The sequence below is a fragment of the Streptomyces sp. SID12501 genome, from assembly GCF_010550245.1.
Classification (GTDB): Bacteria; Actinomycetota; Actinomycetes; order Streptomycetales; family Streptomycetaceae; genus Streptomyces.
In genome coordinates this window covers 99,469-119,868 of sequence record NZ_JAAGLU010000016.1, presented here as the reverse complement: position 1 = coordinate 119,868, position 20,400 = coordinate 99,469, and the positions used below count along the sequence as shown (strand labels likewise).

Annotated in this window: 17 protein-coding genes; 6 read left to right on the top strand and 11 right to left on the bottom strand. The window is 68.3% G+C overall.

Annotated elements, in window-relative coordinates:
- Positions 1 to 81: 81 nt before the first annotated feature.
- The gene (locus tag G3I71_RS20680; protein WP_164316304.1) at positions 82 to 1,611 is read right to left on the bottom strand and encodes an aldehyde dehydrogenase (NADP(+)); all 1,530 of its coding nucleotides are present in this window, start codon (positions 1,609 to 1,611) and stop codon (positions 82 to 84) included.
- 156 nt (positions 1,612 to 1,767) lie between these two features.
- Here G3I71_RS20680 and G3I71_RS20675 point away from each other — a divergent pair, with 156 nt between their 5' ends.
- The 3 genes from G3I71_RS20675 (at position 1,768) to G3I71_RS20665 (ending at position 4,627) form a co-directional block, all read left to right on the top strand.
- A complete protein-coding gene (locus G3I71_RS20675; protein ID WP_164316303.1) occupies positions 1,768 to 2,541 on the top strand; it encodes an IclR family transcriptional regulator in 774 nt (257 codons plus the stop codon).
- Positions 2,542 to 2,544: 3 nt separating this feature from the next.
- Positions 2,545 to 3,036, top strand: a complete 492-nt coding sequence (locus G3I71_RS20670; protein ID WP_164316302.1) for a GNAT family N-acetyltransferase — start codon at positions 2,545 to 2,547, stop codon at positions 3,034 to 3,036.
- A gap of 136 nt (positions 3,037 to 3,172) precedes the next feature.
- Positions 3,173 to 4,627, top strand: a complete 1,455-nt coding sequence (locus tag G3I71_RS20665; protein ID WP_164316301.1) for a penicillin-binding protein 2 — start codon at positions 3,173 to 3,175, stop codon at positions 4,625 to 4,627.
- 120 nt (positions 4,628 to 4,747) lie between these two features.
- Here G3I71_RS20665 and G3I71_RS20660 read toward each other — a convergent pair whose 3' ends face one another.
- A complete protein-coding gene (locus G3I71_RS20660) occupies positions 4,748 to 6,199 on the bottom strand; it encodes an NCS2 family permease (protein WP_164316300.1) in 1,452 nt (483 codons plus the stop codon).
- 286 nt (positions 6,200 to 6,485) lie between these two features.
- Between G3I71_RS20660 and G3I71_RS20655 the strand changes: the two genes are divergently transcribed.
- The 3 genes from G3I71_RS20655 (at position 6,486) to G3I71_RS20645 (ending at position 9,868) form a co-directional block, all read left to right on the top strand.
- On the top strand, positions 6,486 to 7,052 hold the full coding sequence (locus G3I71_RS20655; RefSeq protein WP_164316299.1) for a SigE family RNA polymerase sigma factor: 567 nt from the start codon (positions 6,486 to 6,488) through the stop codon (positions 7,050 to 7,052).
- A complete protein-coding gene (locus tag G3I71_RS20650; RefSeq protein WP_164316298.1) occupies positions 7,049 to 7,921 on the top strand; it encodes a hypothetical protein in 873 nt (290 codons plus the stop codon). Before G3I71_RS20655 ends, G3I71_RS20650 begins: the two co-directional genes overlap by 4 nt.
- 258 nt (positions 7,922 to 8,179) lie before the next feature.
- On the top strand, positions 8,180 to 9,868 hold the full coding sequence (locus tag G3I71_RS20645) for a rhamnogalacturonan lyase B N-terminal domain-containing protein (protein ID WP_164316297.1): 1,689 nt from the start codon (positions 8,180 to 8,182) through the stop codon (positions 9,866 to 9,868).
- A 73-nt stretch (positions 9,869 to 9,941) separates the two neighbouring features.
- Here G3I71_RS20645 and G3I71_RS20640 read toward each other — a convergent pair whose 3' ends face one another.
- The 9 genes from G3I71_RS20640 to G3I71_RS20600 all read right to left on the bottom strand — a co-directional run bounded on the left by G3I71_RS20640 (position 9,942) and on the right by G3I71_RS20600 (position 20,361).
- Positions 9,942 to 11,096 (bottom strand): right-handed parallel beta-helix repeat-containing protein, encoded by a 1,155-nt coding sequence (locus G3I71_RS20640; protein WP_164316296.1) that lies wholly within the window; start codon positions 11,094 to 11,096, stop codon positions 9,942 to 9,944.
- A gap of 171 nt (positions 11,097 to 11,267) precedes the next feature.
- Positions 11,268 to 12,062 carry an HAD family acid phosphatase gene (locus G3I71_RS20635; RefSeq protein ID WP_164316295.1) on the bottom strand — a complete coding sequence of 265 codons (795 nt, stop codon included), beginning with the start codon at positions 12,060 to 12,062 and terminating at the stop codon, positions 11,268 to 11,270.
- 154 nt (positions 12,063 to 12,216) lie between these two features.
- On the bottom strand, positions 12,217 to 13,350 hold the full coding sequence (locus G3I71_RS20630) for a right-handed parallel beta-helix repeat-containing protein (protein ID WP_203730866.1): 1,134 nt from the start codon (positions 13,348 to 13,350) through the stop codon (positions 12,217 to 12,219).
- Positions 13,351 to 13,391: 41 nt separating this feature from the next.
- Positions 13,392 to 14,576: a dienelactone hydrolase family protein gene (locus G3I71_RS20625; RefSeq protein WP_164316294.1), complete on the bottom strand. Its 1,185-nt coding sequence runs from the start codon at positions 14,574 to 14,576 to the stop codon at positions 13,392 to 13,394.
- Complete coding sequence (locus G3I71_RS20620) at positions 14,563 to 15,606, bottom strand: pectinesterase family protein (RefSeq protein ID WP_164316293.1); 1,044 nt, start codon at positions 15,604 to 15,606, stop codon at positions 14,563 to 14,565. Before G3I71_RS20620 ends, G3I71_RS20625 begins: the two co-directional genes overlap by 14 nt.
- 1 nt (position 15,607) lies before the next feature.
- The gene (locus tag G3I71_RS20615; RefSeq protein WP_164316292.1) at positions 15,608 to 16,729 is read right to left on the bottom strand and encodes a pectinesterase family protein; all 1,122 of its coding nucleotides are present in this window, start codon (positions 16,727 to 16,729) and stop codon (positions 15,608 to 15,610) included.
- A gap of 2 nt (positions 16,730 to 16,731) precedes the next feature.
- On the bottom strand, positions 16,732 to 18,051 hold the full coding sequence (locus G3I71_RS20610; protein WP_164316291.1) for a polysaccharide lyase family 1 protein: 1,320 nt from the start codon (positions 18,049 to 18,051) through the stop codon (positions 16,732 to 16,734).
- 51 nt (positions 18,052 to 18,102) lie between these two features.
- A complete protein-coding gene (locus tag G3I71_RS20605; protein WP_164316290.1) occupies positions 18,103 to 18,903 on the bottom strand; it encodes a rhamnogalacturonan acetylesterase in 801 nt (266 codons plus the stop codon).
- A gap of 120 nt (positions 18,904 to 19,023) precedes the next feature.
- Positions 19,024 to 20,361 (bottom strand): sugar ABC transporter substrate-binding protein, encoded by a 1,338-nt coding sequence (locus tag G3I71_RS20600; RefSeq protein ID WP_164316289.1) that lies wholly within the window; start codon positions 20,359 to 20,361, stop codon positions 19,024 to 19,026.
- Positions 20,362 to 20,400: the final 39 nt, after the last annotated feature.

The following is a 20,400-nucleotide window of genomic DNA, read 5'->3' as shown; positions in this document are numbered from 1 at the left end:
GGGCCCCGATAGGGGCGCGGGGAACTGCGCGACAAGCCACAACGAGCCCGCAGCCGCGAAATCCACCGCACCCCAACAGCGCTAGCGCTCCAGGCGACCATTAAATCGCCGAGGCAGCCCCAGCGCGTTCTCGTCCCGCAGCTCGACCGGCAGCAGCGCAGCCGGAGCGTTCTGATAAGCCACCGGCCGCAGCCACCGCTCAACAGCCGTACCGCCGACGGAAGTCGACGTGGACGTCGTGGCGGGGTACGGCCCCCCGTGATGCTGGGCCGCGGCCACGGCGACCCCGGTCGGCCACGCGTTCACCAGCACACGCCCGGCCAGCGGCGTCAGCTCGGCCAGGATCTCGGCCCCGCGCCCCTCCCCCGCGGCTTCCTCCGCCGAGAGGTGGACCGTCGCCGTCAGGTTGCCCGGCAGCCGCGAGAGAACGGCGTTCGCCTCGGCGTCGTCCGCGTAGCGGGCCACCACGGCGACCGGCCCGAAGCACTCCTCCAGCAGCAGGTCGTACGCCCCCTCCACCACCAGCTTCTCCGCCGCCACCGTGAGGAACCCTGCGCTGACCGTGTGCTCGCCGCCCGCGCCCGGTGTCACCGGGGACTCGACGTCGGGCAGTTCGGCGCGCTCGGCGACCCCGGCGACGAAGTTGTCGCGCATCCGGTGGTCCAGGAGGACACCGGACGCAGTGTCGCTGACCGCGTCCGTCAGGGACTTCAGCAGACGGTCGCCCGCCGCGCCGGCCGGCGCCAGCACCAGGCCGGGCTTCACGCAGAACTGGCCGACGCCCAGTGTCATGGAGCCCGCGAGCCCCGTACCGATCGCCTCGGCGCGCTCGTTGGCCGCCGCCTCCGTGATCACCACGGGGTTCAGCGAGCCCAGTTCGCCGTGGAACGGGATCGGGACCGGACGGGCCGCCGCCGCGTCGAAGAGGGCACGGCCGCCTCGTACGGAACCGGTGAAACCGGCCGCCGCGACCAGCGGGTGCTTGACCAGCTCGACGCCCGCCTCGAAGCCGTGGACCAGGCCCACGACACCCTCGGGGATGCCGTGCGGGGCCGCGGCCCGGCGAAGGACGGCCGCGACCAGCTCGGACAGGCCCGGGTGGTCCGGGTGGGCCTTGACGACCACCGGGCAGCCTGCCGCGAGCGCGCTCGCGGTGTCGCCGCCGGCCACCGAGAAGGCGAAGGGGAAGTTGGAGGCCGAGTAGACGGCCACGACGCCCAGCGGCACCTTGTAGCGCCGCAGGTCCGGGATCGGCGGGGTCGCGGTGTCGTCGGGGTGGTTGATGACGACGTCGAGGTAGGCGCCCTCGTCGACGATGTCCGCGAAGGCCCGCAGCTGGTAGCAGGTGCGGGCGAGTTCGCCGGTCAGCCGGACCGGGCCGAGCGCGGTCTCCGCGTCGGCCGCCTCGACGAGCTGTTCCTTGGCCGCTTCGAGCTGCTCGGCCGCGCTGCGCAGGAAGGCCGCGCGGACCGTGCGGTCCACGAGGGCCGGGCGGGCGGCGTGCGCGGCGCGGACGGTGGAGTCCACCTCCTGGGCCGTGGCCTCGACCGCAACCTGCTCCCGCTGCTTCCCGGTACGGGGGTCGACACTCCAGACTGGTGCTGCTGCCACCGGGGGTCCCTCCAGATTGTGTTGCCATTTGTGAGGCGAATTGTGATGCGAATTTTCTGCGTCATCCACCAGGTGCGTTCGATATGCTGAACACCGTCTCTGATGATGAATATGCTGTTGGAGACTATTTCCCGTCGAACGAAGGGGTCAAGGGCGATGTCGGCAGCCGAGACAGGCGGCGGGGCGCAGGTCAAGTCCGCGGTACGGACCGTTGAACTGCTGGAATACTTCGCCGGACGTCCCGGCATGCACTCCCTGGCAGTGGTCCAGGAGGCTGTCGGTTACCCCAAGTCCAGTCTCTACATGCTCCTGCGCACGCTTGTCGACCTCGGCTGGGTCGAGACGGACGCGACGGGCACGCGGTACGGCATCGGCGTACGGGCGCTGCTGGTCGGCACCTCGTACATCGACGGCGACGAGGTGGTCGCGGTGGCCCGCCCGACCCTCGACCGGCTCTCCGACGACACGACGGAGACCATCCACCTGGCCCGGCTCGACGGCACGAACGTCGTCTACCTCGCCACCCGCCAGTCGCAGCACTACCTGCGCCCCTTCACCCGGGTCGGCCGCCGGCTGCCCGCCCACTCGACCTCCCTCGGCAAGGCGCTGCTGGCCACCCACACCGACGAGCAGGTCCGCAAGCTGCTCCCGGAGACGCTGCCCGCGCTGACCGAGCACACGATCACCGACCGGGAGAAGCTCATCGAGGAGCTGCGCCTGGTGCGCGAACAGGGCTTCGCGGTGGACCGCGAGGAGAACACGCTGGGGCTGCGCTGTTTCGGCGTGGCGGTCCCGTACCGCACCCCCGCGCGGGACGCGATCAGCTGCTCGGTGCCCGTCGCGCGGCTCACCCCGGCCCATGAACAGATGGTCAAGGACGCCCTGTTCGACGCGCGCGACCGGCTGACCCTGGCCACCCGGAGGCTCTGAGCGATGAGGTACTCGGCTTCGACGGACGTCGTGCTGCGCGAGGTGCACGACAGTGACCTGCCGGTCTTCTTCCGGCAGACGAACGACCCGGAGTCGCTGTGGATGGCCGCGTTCACGGCGGCGGACCCGACCGACCGGGGCGCCTTCGACGCCCACTGGGAGCGGATCCGTGCCGCGCCGGGCGTTCTGAACCGCACGGTCCTCGTCGACGGTGACGTGGTGGGCAGCGCGGCGGTGTACGGCGAGCCGGGCGACCGCGAGGTGACGTACTGGATCGACCGCTCCTACTGGGGGCGCGGTATCGCGACGGCCGCGCTGCGCGCGCTGGTCGCCGAGGTCTCCGAGCGCCCGTTGCACGCGCGTGCCGCCGCCGACAACGCGGGCTCGCTGCGGGTCCTGGAGAAGTGCGGTTTCCGCGTGTCCGGGCACGACCGGGGTTTCGCGCAGGCGCGCGACGCGGAGATCGACGAGGTCGTGCTGACGCTGGAGGCCTGACCGGCCCGTCGTACGACCGCACATACGGCAGTTGCGGCACACGTGTCCCTTACAGCTTCCCGTGTTTCCTGAATGTGCCATGAGAAATCAGGCGAGGGGGAACGTTCCGTTCGGCGCCGCTCGTCTTCGGAGCGGGATGAACAAAACGATCAGGCGCGCCTCCGTCTTCTCGCTGCTGCTCGTGCTCTCTCTGCTGGTCAGGGCGACATGGGTGCAGTTCTACGACGGACAGGCGCTCGCGGACGACAGCAAGAACCGGCGGAACGCGATCGCGTTGTACGCGAACCCGCTCGGGAACATCATCGTGGCCGGAGAGTCGGTCACCGGCTCGAAGGAGACGAGCAGCGGCGATCTCAAGTACCAGCGGACGTACACGGACGGAAAGCTCTACGCCGCCGTGACCGGATACAGCACGCCGTTGTTCACGCCGACGCAGCTGGAGGGCATCTACAAGGACGTGCTCGACGGCTCGGACAGCAGACTCACGACCGTCATGGACACGGTCACCAAGGAGCACGCCGCCCCGGGGAACGTGATCACGACGATCGACCCCGACGTGCAGAAGGCGGCCTACGCTGCGCTCGGCGACAAGAAGGGCGCGGCCGTCGCCATCGACCCGAAGACCGGCAGAATCCTCGCCATGGTGTCGACTCCGTCGTACGACCCGTCGACGATCACGGGCGCGAGCGACGGCGGCACCTGGACCAAGCTCAACGAGGACCCCGACAAACCGCTGGTCAACCGGGCACTACGGCAGCCGCTGCCGCCGGGGTCCACGTTCAAGCTGGTGGTCGCGGCGGCGGCCCTGGAGGACGGCCTGTACGGCTCGGTGGACGACCGTACGGACAGCCCGGACCCCTACACGCTGCCGGGTACGACCCGTGAGCTGACGAACGAGAACCCGAACGCGCCCTGTGAGAACGCCACGGTCCGGGTCGCGCTGCAGTACTCCTGCAACAACGTCTTCGCGAAGATGGCCGTCGACCTCGGACAGGACAAGGTCAGGGCGATGGCGGAGAAGTTCGGCTTCAACGACGAGAAGCAGGACGTGCCGGTACGGGCGTACCCGAGCGTGTACCCGGCGGACATGGAGAAGTCGCAGACCGCGCTGACGGGGATCGGGCAGTTCGACGTCACGGCGACGCCGTTGCAGATGGCCATGGTGTCCGCGGCGATAGCCAACGGCGGCAGGCTGGTCTCGCCGCACATGGTGTCCCAGGTCACGAACTCCGACGGGGACGTGCTGGAGGACTACGACGACGAGGCGTCGACCAAGGAGATCGTCAGCTCGGGGACGGCTGAGCAGTTGCAGTCGGCTATGCAGACGGTCATCTCGGACGGTACCGGGACGAATGCGCAGATTTCCGGGGCTACGGTGGGCGGGAAGACAGGTACGGCTCAGCATGGAGAGAACAACAGCCAGACGCCGTATGCCTGGTTCACGTCCTATGCGAAGTCCGACTCCAACGGGAAGGAAGTCGCGGTGACTGTTCTGGTCGAACAGTCAGGGGCGGCCCGGTCCGAGGTGAGTGGGAATGGGCTGGCTGCGCCCGTCGCGAAGGCGATGATGGTTGCTGCGCTGGCTGGGTGAGTTGTTCGGCTGCGGCGCCGTCGTGGCTTGTCGCGCCCACGCGGCGGAGCCGCAAACAGACAGAGCCCCGCGCCCCTAAAGGCCTAAAGACAAGGGCGCGGGGGTCACCTGCCCCGGTGACTACTTCGTGCCGAAGAGCTGCTGAAGCGGGTCGATCGCGAAGTAGATCAGGAACAGGGCGCTCGTGCCCCACAGGAGCCAGTGGACCTCCTTCGCCTTGCCGACGACCGTCTTGATGAGGACGTAGGCCAGGAAGCCGGCGCCGATGCCGTTGGTGATGGAGTACGTGAACGGCATCACGGCGATCGTCAGGAACGCGGGGATGGCGATCTCGTACTTGTCCCAGTCGATGTGCTTGACCTGGGTCATCATCAGGAAGCCCACCGCGACCAGGGCGGGTGCGGCGGCCTGCATCGGGACGATCGTCAGGATCGGCGTGAAGAAGAGCGCGCAGGCGAACAGGCCGCCGGTGACCAGGTTGGCGAAGCCGGTGCGCGCGCCCTCGCCGACGCCCGCCGCCGACTCGATGAACGAGGTCGCCGAGGACGAGGAGCTCGCGCCGCCCGCCACCGCCGCCGCGCCGTCGATGAGCAGCACACGGCCGAGGTTGGGGACCCTGCCCTCCTCGTCGAGCAGGCCGGCCTCGGCACTGATGCCGACGACCGTACCCATGGTGTCGAAGAAGTCCGACAGGACCAGGGTGAAGACCAGCAGGACGACGGTGATCACCGTGGTCTCGCCGAACGCGCCGAACAGGCTGAAGTGGCCGATCAGCCCGAAGTCGGGGGTGTCCGCGATCTTGTCGGGCCAGGCCGGCGTGGTCAGGCCCCAGCTCTTGATGTCGGCGACCGAGTTGATGATGAGCGCGAGGAGCGTCATCGTGACGATGCTGATCAGGATCGCGCCCTTCACCTTGCGCGCGATCAGCCCGATGGTCAGCAGGACGCCGAGACAGAAGACCAGGACGGGCCAGCCGCTGAGCGTGCCCGTGCCGCCGAGCTGTACCGGGACCGTGGTGTTCGCGGCGTCCGGGATACGGCTGACGAAACCGGCGTCGACGAAGCCGATGAAGGCGATGAACAGGCCGATGCCCACGCCGATCGCCGCCTTGAGCGGCCCCGGGATGGCGTGCATGATCGCTTCTCTGAGTCCGGTCACCACAAGGACGCAGATCAGCAGGCCCTCCAGGACGACCAGGCCCATCGCGTCGTCCCAGCTCATCAGCGGGGCGATCTGGAAGGCGACCACCGCGTTGAGGCCGAGGCCCGCGGCGAGAGCGAGCGGGAGGTTGCCGCCGACGCCCATGATGATCGTCATCACCGCGGCCACCAGGGCGGTGGCGGTGACGAGCTGGACGTTGTCGAGCTGGTGACCGAACTTGTCCTTGGCACTGCCCAGGATGATGGGATTCAGGACAAGGATGTAGGCCATGGTGAAGAACGTGGCGAAGCCGCCGCGTACTTCACGGGCGAAGGTGGATCCCCGCTCGGAGATCTTGAAGAAGCCGTCGACGCTGTTCGCCGCGGGAGGCGCGGCGTTCGGCCGTTCGGCCACCTTCTGTGGTTCGGACATGGCGGTTACTCCTCGTTGCCTGATTGATCGGTGTGCGGATGCTGGCTGGATTGTTCCTGTGTTGAACCGTTCTCAGGTTTTCACCGTGTTACGGAATCAGGATCGACCGGTCGTACGACCCTCGAAGGGCCGTACACATGCCTGATACTCTCTCGGCTCTCGCGCCAAACGATCACCATCCCTTCACCGGCGCACCACGGCGGCCGTGTACGCAGACGCCAGGCTTCGGCCGGCAACCGCCGCCGGCCTGGGAAAACTCAGTGAAACTAAGGGGGAGAGGTCGCCCGTGGGCACTGTCGTCGACGACGCAGCCTCCGTGGAGTTCCATGCCTTCTTCGAGCGGCACTACGCCGAACTCGCCCGCCTGGCCCACCTGCTGACGGGCGAGGCCGACGCCGCCGACGACCTGGCGGCTGACGCGCTGCTCGCGCTGTGGCACCGCTGGGACCGGGTGCAGGCCGCCGATCATCCCGTGGCGTACGCACGTGGCGTGGTCGCCAATCTGGCCAAGACCCGTATCCGCAGCGCGGTCAGGGAGCGCCGGAGGATCACCCTGTTCTGGTCGCAGCGGGACGAGAAGACGGAGAATCCCGACATACCTGGCGTCATAGATGTCCAGGAAGCCCTGCGCAGACTGCCGTTCCGCAAGCGGGCGTGTGTGGTGCTCCGGCACGCCTTCGACCTGTCGGAGAAGGACACGGCGCTCGCACTGGGCGTTACTGTCGGTACGGTCAAAAGCCAGACGTCCAAGGGAATGGCCGAACTGCAGCGGCTCCTTGGCACCGACGAGGCCCCGCTTCGAGTGCGTACCCCCGTGCGCACCACCGGCGGAGCGGGAGGGACGAACCGATGAGGACGCCGCACGACGAGCTGCGCGCCGGGCTGCACGAGGCGGCCGAGGCGTACGAGCCCGACCGCGCGCGCATCCTCGCGCGGGTCGAGCGCGGCATGGCCGCCGATCCCGAGGAGAAGCGCTCCCGGCGCCGGGCGTCGCGTCCGCCGCTGCTGGCCTGGGCGCGGGTCGCGGGTGCCACCGCCGCCGTCTCCGGGATTCTCGCGATGGGCGGGTACGCGCTGGCCTCCGTGGTGAAGAGCGACGAGACCCCGGCCGATCCGACCGTTTCGGTCTCGCCGTTGCCGACCCCGTCGCCGGACGCGACCAGCCGTGCACCGGTCCAGCCGGCCCCGGACCCGTCGGGCGGCGGCAACGCCCAGGACGACGAGCCGAGTTCGACGCCGACGCCCACCCCGACGCCGAAGGCCTCGAACACGGTGGCGGCGCCGGTCGCGAAGGGCACCGAGGACGGGCCTCTGTGGTCGGACGGCTCGATCGATCCGCACAGCAACGACTTCTGGGCGCAGAGCAACGTCACCATCAAGACGTCCGAGCAGCTCACCGAGTTCACGGTCGAGTTGAAGATCGCCGAGACCGGCGGGGTCACCTCCGCGGGCGCCTGGCGATCGGCTCCGGAGGACGACTTCGACCTGACGGTCGCCGAGCGCGACGGCTTCCTGGTCTACACGTGGGTGCTCAAGGAGGGCCACACGGTCTGGCCGGGCGAGTGGGTCTTCGCGGGCCAGTACGACCACACGCGCGGCGGCCGGGACGCGAAGGACGACACGTACAAGGTGACGGCCGTCGCGGGGGGCGAGCAACTCGCCGTGAAGGGCGACTTCGCGGCCCAGGGCAGCACCGAAAAGTCCGATGAGGGCGATTCGTGACGGCGTAGCGACGACTCGCAAAGATTTTCCGCAGACTCGGCAACCCTTTCCGCACGGGCGGCGACCAGGAGACGAACACATCTCCTCGCCACCAGGGAACACGGTTGATGACCCCACGAGTCGAGCAGCGCGTCCGCCACCGCCGCCGGGCCGACGCTTACCGTTCTCCGCCGGTACGGACGGAACCAACGACGAGTTCCCGCCATCTGACATCGTGTACAAGTAAGTGATCCTTCCAGCACGACGGAGCCGGCAGCCTTGAGCACGCACAAGAGAAACCTAAGTCGCCGCAGGTTGCTGGCCGCTTCCGCCGTAGGAGTGGCAGGTACGGGCGCTGCGGTGGTGGCCGGCAGCAGTCTGCTTTCGTCCGCATCAGCGGCCACTTTCGGCCACACCGACGATGGCTCCAACTTCGTGATCAACACGGGGGCCTCACTCGTCTTCAAGGTCTCCAAGAAGACCGGCGACCTCACCTCCCTGGTCTACCGGGGCAAGGAGTACGAGGGCTACGGCGGCAGGCACTCGCACGTCGAGTCGGGGCTCGGCGCGTCCACGGTGACCGTCAGGCAGTCCGGCTCGACGATCCTGGTGAAGGTCGTGCACGGGGCGATCACCCAGTGGTACGCGGCGCGCAGCGGCCAGAACAACGTCTACCTGTGGACGAACAAGGCGGACGCGTCCTTCACGGCGACCCGCTTCCTCGTCCGCCTCAAGCCGGGGATGTTCCCGAACGAGGGATCGGACTCCTGGATCGAGGCCTCCGACAAGATCATCGAGGCCGGGGACGTCTGGAAGCGGGCGGACGGCACCACGCACTCCAAGCACTACTCCGGCAAGCGGGTCATCGACTACGACCACATCGGCTTCACCACCGGTTCGGTCGGCCTTTGGATCGTGCGCTCCAACCACGAGAAGGCGTCCGGCGGCCCCTTCTACCGCTCCCTGCTGCGCCACTCGAACGACAAGGGCGCGGGACTGTACGAGATCCTGCACTACAACGAGGCCCAGACCGAGAAGGAACGTTTCGGCCTGCAGGGTCCGTACGTCCTCGCCTTCACGGACGGCGGCGCCCCCGCGGCCTCCCTCGCCGCCGCCCGCCTCGACACCTCCTGGGTGGACGGGCTCGGCATCACGGGCTGGGTCGGCGCGGCCGGGCGCGGCAAGGTAGCCGGCGTCGGCATCAAGGGGATGGACGCGAAGCACCCGTACACCGTGGGCTTCGCGAACGCGGGCGCCCAGTACTGGGCGAAGGCCGCTTCCGGCACCGGGGCCTTCTCCTGCAAGGGGATGCTGCCGGGGACGTACACGCTGACCGTGTACAAGGGCGAGCTGGCCGTGCACACCGCTTCGGTGACGGTGAAGGCGGGCGGCGCGACCGCGCTGAACAGCATCACCGTGGCCGGGGACCCGTCCGCCGCGAAGACGATCTGGCGGCTCGGGGACTGGGACGGCACACCCGGCGAGTTCAAGAACGCCAAGCTGATGACGTACGCGCATCCGTCGGACGGCCGCGCGGCTAAGTGGACGGGGAACGTCACCATCGGCAGCGGCTCACAGACAGCGTCGGCGGACTTCCCGGCGTACATGTGGAGCGGCGTCAACGACGGCATCCTCGTGTACTTCAAGCTGACCGCCGCCCAGGCCGCCGCCGCGCACACCCTGCGCATCGGGGTGACGGACGCCTTCGCGGGCGGGCGCCCTCGCGTCACGGTCAACGACTGGGTGTCGGCCGTCCCTGCGGCATCCGCCCAGCCTGCGACGCGCTCCCTCACCACGGGGTCATATCGAGGGAACAACCGTACGATCAGTTACAGCGTCCCTGGTAGTGCGTGGAAGACGGACACGAGTCAGTACAACGTATTGAAGATCAACATCGTGAGTGGTTCGAGCGGCACGGCGTTCCTCAGCCCGGGCACCTCGTTCGACTGCCTGGATCTGCTGGCCTGAGCCCCCCTCGGCCAGTCAGAGAGCCCCCTGCCGGTGACGACCGACAGGGGGCTCGTTCTCCTTGCGGGGTACGTCAGTTCATGGTCGACCCGATGACCGTCGAGGCCACCACCAGGAACGTGGTCGCCGGCAGCGAGCCGTTCGACTGACGGGCACCGTACACGGTCGTGGCGTCCTTCGACTTCAGCGTCGGCGTCGAGACGCCGCTGTCCCAGTTGTTGGCGGCGGAGACGGTGGACGAGCCCAGCTTGGACAGGCCGCCCTTGTTGCTCACCGCGAGGTTTCTCGCGAGGCGCGCCTTGCCGGTGGCGAAGTAGAAGCCGCTCTGGGCGTTGGCGTAGGCGGTGTTGCGGTTGAGCAGGATCGCGCCGGTGTTGGAGTTCTCCGTGAACCCGTGCAGGTTGTTGTCCCAGGCCGCGTTGTTGTTGACGACATGCGCGACCGAGGCGCCCCCGCCGCCCAGCTTGAAGCCGTTGCCGTTGCCCTCGAACGCCGAGTCGCTCCAGCGGTTCTTGCCGTTGCCGAAGGCCCAGGTGTGCTCGATGGTGACGGGGGTGGAGAACTGCCAGAGGTCGAGCCCGTCGTCCGCGTTGTCGTAGAGGCGCGCTCCGGTGATCCTGTTGCCGGTGCCGGAGCCGAACTTGATGGCGAGGCCGTCGGCGTTCTGGCCGTGGCCCGCGGGGTCGTAGTTGAGGTAACTGTCCAGGTTCTGCACGAGGTTGTCGCTGGTGCCGTCGCCGCGCAGGGTGAAGCCGGAGTCGCCGTTGCGGGCGGTGACGAGGTTCCTGAAGATCCCGCCCACGGACGAGGTGACCACGAAGCCCTGGGCCGGGGAGTTCTGGAAGGTGAGGTTCTGGACCGTCCAGTGGTCGCCGTAGATCCCGGCCAGCCAGGACCCGGCGGGCAGCTTGGAGCCGTCGATCCGCACCTTCTCGGCGCCGTACGCCTGGAGCGTGATCCGGGCCGAACTCGTGCCGTTCGCCGTCGACTTGAGGGTGGCCGTCGGGTAGTAGGTACCGGCGCGCACCTGGATGACACTGCCGGCCATCGCGTTCTTCACCGCGGACTCCAGCTCAGCGGTGCTGGAGACGGTGACCGTGGTGCCGGCAGCGCTCGCTCCGTCGGGCGAGAGGCCGAGATAGACGCCACCCGCACCCGAGGAGAGGGCCACCGCGGCGGCGATGGAGAGGGTGTGGTTTCTGCGGTGACGGCCGGTGCCGATGCGCACGGGGCGTTCCTTTCCTCGGGGCTGGGACCGTGTTCGTTCCCTGAGAGACAAGCCGGGCTGCGGCCCCGATGAGGTGAGGTCGCAGCCCGGCTCCGCTGTCTTGTTGCCGCCCGGCCGAAAAGGGTTGCCGTGGTGCGTACGACTGCGATCGAACTTGTGAGGAACCGAAGCTCAGCTCACGAAGTACGTCGGGTTCGGGAGCTTGTACGTCTTGTCGGCGTAGCCGCCCTCCAGGTCCGAGTACTGGTCACCGAAGTTGGCGATGACGTCGTACCCGAGGTCCTCGATGTGCTTGCGGGTGCCGGACTTGTACTGCACGGTCGTGCAGGTCCAGGCGGCGGCCGTGGCACAGGCGCTCAGGTAGGCGGGCGGGTTGGCCGCGTCCTTGAGGAACATGTGGGCGGCGTCGAGGTTGATGTCGGCGCCGACCTTCTTCAGGTTCGCGACGGCCGCGGCGCGCTGCGACTCCTTCAGACCGGAGTTGTAGAACACCTCGACGCCCTTGGCCTTGGCGTACGCGACCAGCTCGGGCGTGCCGAAGACGGCGGGGCGATCGGCCTTGGCCACGTACTCGGCCCAAGTAGCCGAGTTGTACGTGTAGTTGGTCTTCTTCTCGTAGTCGAGGGAGAGCAGCAGCGTGTCGTCGACATCGAAGACGACTGCGGGCTTCTCACCCTTGTGCAGCGCCTTGCGCGCCGACTTGTCGATGTACTTCTTCGCCGCCGACTCGATCTGAGCCAGGTCCTTGGCGTACTGACTGCTCGTCGAGGCCTGGTACACACCGTTGGCGTCGAGCGTGGTGCCGTAGTAGGTGTCGATGTCCTTGACCAGGAGCCCGATGTTGTAGGGCTCGTGGGTGGAGTTCGCCGTGGACTGGCCGGCGGTGGCCGCGCCGGTGCCGTACAGCGCGGCGCCCGCTACGGCACAGGCGACGGTGATTGTCGCGAAACGGAATGGCTTATGCATGACAGGTTTCTACGCGCGTCACCCTCGCGGTTGCCAGACCTTTTGCCTGATCTATATCAAGTCCATAGGGGTTCGAAACCGGCCATTGAGGAGTGAGGGGTGCGGCGCGGCGCCGCACCCCTCGGTTCAGCTCGCAGCTCGCCTTGGCGGGCGGTCAGTTCATCGTCGACCCGATCGTGCTGCTGCCCGTGGTCAGGAACGTGGTCGCGGGCAACGTCCCGTCCGCTGCACGGGAGTTGAACGTGGTGGACGCGCTCGTGGACACGAAGGACGGGGTCGAGATCCCGGAGTCCCAGTTGTTGCCGGACGAGGTGACCGACGAGCCCTTGCTCACCGACCCGGAACTGTTGCTGACGGCCAGGTTCTTGCCGAGCTTGGCCGCGCCGGTGGCGAAGTAGTAGCCCCACTTGGCGTTGGCGTAGGCGGTGGTGCGGTTGATGACGATGGCACCCTTGTTGCTGTTCTCGGTGAAGCCGTTGCCCGCGTTGTCCCAGGCGGCCGAGTTGTTGATGACGTGGGCCACGGTCTCGCCGTCGCCGCCCAGCTTGTAGCCGTTGCCGTCACCCGCGAACGCCGAGTCGGACCAGCGGTTCCTGCCGTTGCCCATCGCCCAGGTGTGCTCGACGGTGACCGGCGACGAGAAGGACCAGAAGTCCAGCCCGTCGTCCGAGTTGTTGTAGAGGCGGGCGCCGGTGATGAGGTTGCCGGTGCCGGAGCCGAACTTCACGGCGACGCCGTCGGCGTTCTCACCGTGGTTGGCGGGGTCGTAGTTGCCGTACGAGTCGATGTTCCTGACCGTGTTGTTGGTGGTGTTGTCGCCGGTGAGCGTGAACCCCGAGTCGCCGCCGTTGATGGTCTTGATGTTGCTCCAGACCGTGGAGGCGCAGGACTGGCAGACGACCGCGCTGTCCGGCGAGTTCTGGAACGTGATGTTGGAGACGGTCCAGTAGTCGGCGGTCAGCTTGAAGATCCAGTCACCGTCGGGCAGGTTCGACCCGTCGATCTTGACCGTCTCCGAGCCGTACGGCTGGAGGTAGATGCGGCTGGCGGACGTGCCGTTGGCCGTCGACTGGAGGGTGGCCGTCGGGTAGTACGTCCCGGCGCGCACCTGGATGACGGTGCCGGCGGTGGCGCTGGACAGCGCGCTGCTCAGCTGGGCGGAGGTGGAGACGACCACGGTCGCGGCCTGGGCGGGGGTGGGGAGTACCGCGAGGCCGACACCGGCGGTGGTGACGGCGAGAGCGGCGAGCGAGCTCTTCAGACGAGTGGTGCGAGTGATACGACGCATGACGTGCGGGTCCTTTCGTCGTAACGGGGAAGGGAGCGGGGCTACATGACGGCGTCCAGCCATGAGAAGACGTCGTCCTGCATGGGTGCGGTGAACACATGGCCGAGGTCGGGCCAGATCCTGGTGTGCAGCCGCTCCCCGGCGCGGCGCGAGCGCCAGACGGCGCGCAGCTTCTCGTGGGCCACGCGTACGCCCTCCGCCGGGAACAGCGGATCCTGGGCGCCGTGGAAGAACAGCATCGGCCTGGGTGCGGCGATGCTCGCCACGTCGGGGAAGTCGAGGTGCCGGGCCAGCCCGGGGTGAAGCATGTAGTAACTGGACTGGCCGCGCAGGGTGTTGTTGCCGGGGACCATCATTTCCTTCAGGCCGGTCATCCAGCAGACGCCGGCCGCGGCGGCGATGTCGTCGCTGAGGGCGGCGGTCTGCCAGGCGCGGTAGGCGCCCATCGAGAACCCGACGGCCGCGACCCGCCGCCGGTCCACGCGGTCGAGCCCGGCGAGGAAGCGGGCGGCGCGTACGTCCTCGCGGGCCATGAGTCCGGCGAGGGACGAGCCGAGGTTGTACAGGTTGCTTGCCAGGGCCTGCTGCTGGTCGTAGGCGAGTGGGCCCCGGTCGGCCCAGCCGAGCGCGTCCAGCGCCAGCACGACGTAGCCGCGTCGGGCCAGCTCGTCACCGACGAACCGTCCGCTGAAGTACCGGTCCGCCCAGGCCTGCGCGGAGGCGAGCCGGGTGTCGTCGTACCAGGGCCGGACGAGCTTCTCCTTGCCGATGTCGAACTTCGCCCCGTGGTCGTGGAGCAGCAGTACGGCGGGGAAGGGTCCGGGGCCGTGCGGGGTGAGCAGGGCACCGCGCACGGGTTCGTACCGGGTGAGCGCGAGGGTCACCAACTCCCGCGTGAAGGTGGGGGTTTCGGCACGTTCGCCGAACTCCGGGCGGTACGGGGTCCCGTCGCCGTCCGGCTCGACGAGGAGCGATTCCTCCACCTTGGCGCGGGCGATCCGCTGCCAGGACCGGAAGTCCCGGACACCGGATCTGCACCAGGCGAGCGGGAAGTCCAGCTCGTCCTTGAGCGCCGGGTAGAAGCCGGGCAGCGGACCGTCGACGACCGCCGACTCCAGGTACACGTCCGCTTGGGCGGGTTGGGCGACAGCGGCCCCGTTGACCAGCGCCGCCCCCGCCCCCACGACGAACGCCCGCCGCCCCACCGCCTGGTCACGGCCGTTCATCGGGGCACCAGTCGCCGAGATACGTCCGCCGCGTATGTTCGCCGGCCTCCGCCGCCGTGAGCTGCGGCCGGTTCTCCGGAACCGAGATCACCGGGCCGGGACCGGAGTTGCCGTACTCGCGAAAGCGCATGGTCTGCCAGGGGTAGGCCTCGCGCATGTTGATGTACGGCGTCACGGCGTCGATGCCCGGGCCGAGCCAGGTGTCCCGAACCACCAGCGAGGGCCAGGCGGTTGTCTCGTAGGACGGCACCCAGGGCCGGGCGATCCTGTACGCGCCGTCCTCCGCAGCCGAGGTCACCAGTCCGCGCACGGCCAGGAAGCCGTAGGGGTTGGCGCGGGCCGTGGCGGGCGCGAAGACCATGCCCTCGGGCTTGAAGGCGACGTCCCGGTCGAGGGTGTGGAAGTGGCAGCGCTCGAAGACGGCCCGCGCCCGCCCGAAGACGAAGTCGACGTCACCCTCGATGTAGCAGTCTCGGTAGTGGTGCCGGTCGAAGGCGGTCAGTGCCGTCGTGTCCGCGAACAGGGTGTCCTGGTGGGCGAGGAACCGGACCCGGGTGAACTGCGACCGGTCCCCCGTGACACAGGCGGCGACAGCCTGCGTCCCCGTGATCTCCGGGTGGTCGGCGCGCAGCCAGTCGTTGGCGAGGGTCAGGTCGCGTACGGTCAGGCCGGGCGCCGCCGAGGTGAGGGTGGCGGAGCCGGCGGTGCCGTAGGTGCCCGAACCGTCGGGTTTCCGGGTGCCGTTGGCGTTGTCGTAGACGATGACGGTGTCGCGCGGGTCGCGGGTGGCGCCGCGGATCGTCAACTCGGCCGCCTGGGCAGGGACGTTGACGACCTCACGGTACGTCCCCGGGTGCACGACGATCGTCCGGCCGGTGCCGCCCGTCGCGACCACAGTGTCCACGGCGGCCTGGACGGAGCCGCCGGGACGGACATGCAGGACGCGGTGGGCGGCGGACGCAAAGGCGGGAGCCGTGCCGGTGGCGATCAGGCCGCCGGCGAACCCGGTGAGCAGTGTGCGTCGGCGCATCTCAGCACCACCGTCCGCGCCACGGCGTCCAGTCGCCGAGGTAGGCCTCGCGGGTCGCCGACTCGGCTTCGGTGGCCGTGAGTTGGGGGCGGTTCTCGGCGATGACGATCCGGGCTCCCGGGCCCGTGTTCCGGTACTCGGCGAACCGCTGGCTCTGCCACGGGTAGGTGTCCGACATGTTGGTGTAGGGCGCGACCGCGTCGATGCCGGGGCCGAGGTGGGTGTCCCGGACGGTGAGCATCGGGCGGGCGGTGGTGTCGGAGCTGGGCACCCAGGGGCGGGCCAACTTGTAGGCGGCGTCCGGGGCTTCACTGGTGACGCGGCTGTCGGTCACCAGGTAGCCGCGGGGGTTGGTGCCCACGGTGGAGGGTGCGAGGACGAAGCCGTAGGGGGTGCCCGCGAGGTCGGTGCGGTTCAGGGTGTGGAAGTGGCAGCGCTCGTACACGGCGGTGGCCCTGCCGAAGACGAAGTCGACGTCCCCTTCGGCGTAGCAGTGTGCGAAGTACTGCCGGGCGTACACCTCACGGCTCATCGAGTCGGCGTACAGGGTGTCCTGGTGGCCGAGGAACCGGCAGTGGTGGAACGCCGCACGGTCGCCCTGCACCTTGATGGCGACGGCCTGGGTCCCCGCGATCTCGGGGTGGGCGGCGCGCAGCCAGTCGTTGGCGAAGGTGATCCAGCGGGCTGTGAAATCGGCGGCCTGGACGAGGGTGGTGGCGGAGCCGGTGGTGCCGTAGGTGCCGCCGCCCGGTTTCGGGGTGCCGGCGGCGTTGTCGTGGACGATGACCACATCGCGCGGGTTCTCGGAGGCGCCGATCAGGGTCAGTTCCGTACGGGTGGCCGTGACGGCGACGGTCTCGCGGTAGACACCCGGCGCGATGACCAGCGTGTATCCGGTGCCGCCGACGGCGGTCACGGCGGCCTGGACGCTCGTGAAGTCGCCGGTGCCGGCCGCGTCGACGTACAGGGTCTGTTCGGTCAGGCGGCGGGACGGGGAGCCGTAGCGGCCGAACCGGGTCCGGCCGGCCGCGCGGGCGGGGGCCGCGAGCCCCAGGGCCAGTGCGGCCCCGGTGCTCGCGACGACGAACGACCTTCTGCTGAAAGGGAGTTCGGGGCTGTCCATGATCAGCAGACCTTGCCCGCGCCCGCACCGCGGTTGACGATGTACGGCACCGCACGCGGCGAGTCGACCTTCGTGCGGAGGGTGGGCGTCCAGCCGGCGCCCGACTGGAGGGTCTCGGCAGGGATCTCGGCGTTGTGGACGGCGATCAGGTCGGTCAGTTGGCCGTTGACGTAGTTGTTCACGGCGGTGAGCGGCGACTCCTTCCACTTCTTCAGCACCTTGCCGACACTGGCGCCGGCCGGCAGCGAGATGGCGTTGTCGCTGGCGTACAGCTGCGAGGAGATGCCGACGCCGAAGACGTAGTAGTCGGACTTCTGTTCCTCGGTCACCACGTAGCTGTTGTTGTAGACGTCGACCTGCCCGAAGCGCACGCGCGGAGAGCGCTGCAGGATCCCGTCGAACTTGTTGTGGTGCATGGTGACCTTGAGCTTGCCCGCGTCCGTCGAGGCGGTGCTGTCGCTGTTCCCGATCAGCATGTTCTTGTCGTGGTCCTTGAAGGAGTTCCAGGACATGGTGACGTAGTTGGAGCCGCGCACGATGTCCGTCAGCCCGTCGTGCTGCTGGAAGATCTTGCCGAAGTAGCTCGGCCGCTCGCTGTCGGGGTAGCGGCCGTCGGTGAGCGTGTTGTGGTCGATCCACACGTGGTCGGTGCCGTAGACGACCACGGCGTCGTACTCGGAGTTCCAGGCCCCGGTGCCGGTGTCGTCGGTCGGGTCCCACATCGGGAAGCAGTCGAGGGGGGCCTCGATGGTGAGGTTGCGCAGGATGACGTTCGAGACGGCCTTGATCTGGAGGCTGCCGCCGAGGATGCCGGAGTTCCTGCCGACGCCGACGATGGTGGTGTTGCTGGGTACGGCGGCCTTGATGACGCCGTCCTGGTTGGCGGCGGACGCGACTCTCGCGTCCTCCTGCGGACCGCTGGCGAGCTTGTCGTTGCCCCAGACGGCGGGGTCGTAGTCCTTGAGGTACTGCTGGAGGTCGTACCCCCCGGCGACGAAGGCCTCGCAGCCCTCGGACACGGCCTCGATCATGCCCTTGACCTTGATGATCTTGGGTGCGCTGCCGCCGTCCTGCAGCGCGGCCTTGAACTGCGCCCAGGTGGTGACGGTGTAGACGTGTTCGGCGGTCGCGGCCGAACCGCCGGTCGTGCCGCCCGCGTCGGACGCCCAGCCGTCACCGGCGGCGAGGGTCTGACGGCCGAGGTCACGGGCCGGAGCGGCGGCCTGGGCGGCGGGACCGGTGACGGTCAGGACGAGAGCGGTGCAGCCGAGCAGGACGGCGGCCTTCATGGTGGCATGATCATGACATGCGTGAGCGTTCATGGTGCGGCTCTCCTTCTGGAGGAACAGGCTGGGAGGACTTGGGGAAAGCGGCTACGCGGCGGCCTGCGGCCAGGTGATCCAGGACTCCGGGATCTCGTCGTCGAGGCGGCGCACGTCCCGGCGCGCCAGCACCCGGCGCCGCACGAGTCCGGCGGCGACGAGCCGGGCCACGGCGATGGCACCCGGCGGATTGAAGTGCGTGTTGTCCTGCTCGGTCGCTGTCCAGTTGAAGTACTTCTTCGTCTCCTCGATCCCCAACTCCTGCCAGAGCGCGATCGACAGGGCCTGGATGTCGAGCAGCGCCACGCGCTCCTCCTCGGCGAGCGCACGCATCGCCGCCGGGTAGTCGCCGTGGGTCGGCAGCGCGTTGCCGCTCGCGTCGAACTTTCTCCGCTCGACGGAGGTGGCGAGCACCGGCCGGGCACCCCGGGCCCGCGCACCGTCGATGTACAGCCGCAGATAGTCCTGGTACGTCGTCCAGGGCTCGGTGTAACGGACGGGGTCGGCGCTCTTCTCGTCGTTGTGGCCGAACTGGATGAGCAGGAAGTCACCGGGGGCGATCACACCGAGAATGGCGTCAAGACGCCCTTCGTCGAAGAAACTCTTGGAACTGCGCCCGTTCACCGCGTGATTGGCGACAACGAGATCTTTCCGAAGAAAGAAGGGAAGCGCCATTCCCCACCCCGTCTCCGGAGCGGCGTCAGCGTATTTCTGGGCGGCGGTGGAATCACCGGCGATGTAGAGGGTGCGAGAACGGCGACCGGAATGCGCTGAGGCGCTCTCCGAGGTACCGACAGCGAGAGGAACGGCGGCCAGAGCAGCCGCGGTCACCTGTCGACGGCTAAGAGACACGACGTTGTGCCTTTCGAGAGAGGTTGGGGCCCCGCGCCCCTGTTTTTGGCCTTCAGGGGCGCGGGGAACTGCGCGACCAGCCACAACGAACCCGCAGCCAGCGACGAACAAGAACGACCCCTAGCTCACCTGCTCATTCCACTCAGCCTGCGCAGCATTCAGCTGCTCGGCCAACGTGTCCAGAAATTCCTTCGCACTCATCTTCTTCAGCAACACCTTCTGGAAGTTCGGCTCGTTGTCCGCCTTCGAGATCGTGTTCCAGTCGGGCAGGTAGTACGGCAACTGCACGATCTTGATCGTGCCGCTGTTCAGCGACTCGGCCGCCAGCTTCGTCGCCTCCGCGGACTGGATCCACGCGTCCTTCGCCGCCTCCGTGTTGGACGGAATGGCGCCGGCGGACTCGTTCCACTTGCTGTTGGACGCGTGCGAGACGGCGAACTCGATGAACTTCCACGAGGCCGTCTTGTTCTTGCTGGACTTGAACAGACCAAGCCCGTCAACGGGGTTGGAGACCTGAACCCGGGTCCCGTCGTCCTGTGTGGGGTTCGGAATGCCCCGGAACTTGCCGTCCAGCGCCTTCAGGTGGTCCTGGTAGGAACCGAGGTTGTGGCTCAGCATTCCGATGTCGCCGCTGTCCCACTGGGCGACCATCTTCTTGAAGTCGTTGTTGACGTCGGCGGACGGAGTGTCCTTCTTGAAGAGCGCGGTGTACTTCTCCAGCGCCGCCACGTTCTTCGGGTCGTTGACGGTGGTCTTCGCGTCCTTCCAGAACGACGTGATGCCGGACTGCCCGTACATCGCGTCCAGGGCCTGCGCGATCGACCCCTCGCCACCGCGAATGGTGTAACCGAACTTGTTCTTGCTCGCGTCGGTGAGCTTGTCCGCGGCGGCGTAGAACTTCGACCAGGTCGTCGGCGGGTCCAGCTTCGCCGCCTCGAACAGGTCGGTGCGGTACCAGAGTGTGCCGTTGTTCGCGGAGGTCGGGATGGTGAACAGGTCGTCGCCGCCGCCCGCGCTGCGCACGCTGTCGATCATGCCCGGCGTCAACTTGCCGTTCAGCGAACTGTCGGAGAGCCGGTCGTCCAGCGGCTCCAGGGCGTTCTGGGCGGCGATGCCGGCGAGCATGGCCGCACCGACTCCGCCGACGTCGGGCAGTCCGCCGCCCTGGATCGCGGTGTCGTACTTGGACTGGATGCTGTCGGACGGTATCCCGACGTACTTGACCTTGATGTTGGGGTTGGCCTTCTCGAAGTCGGCGATGATCTCCTTCCAGACGTCGGTACGCACACCGCCGTTGTTGTCCCAGAAGGTGATCTGGCCCTTGCCCGAGCCCTCGTTGCCCTTGTCCCCGCCCGCTCCGCTGCCGTCGTCGCCGCAGGCGGTGGCGGTCAGGGCGAGCACGGAACCCAGGGCCACGGCGATGGCCGCGCGCCTGCTTCTGCGGATGCTGATCTTCATTGGTCGGCACTCTCTCTTCTGGATCAATCGGGAACTATG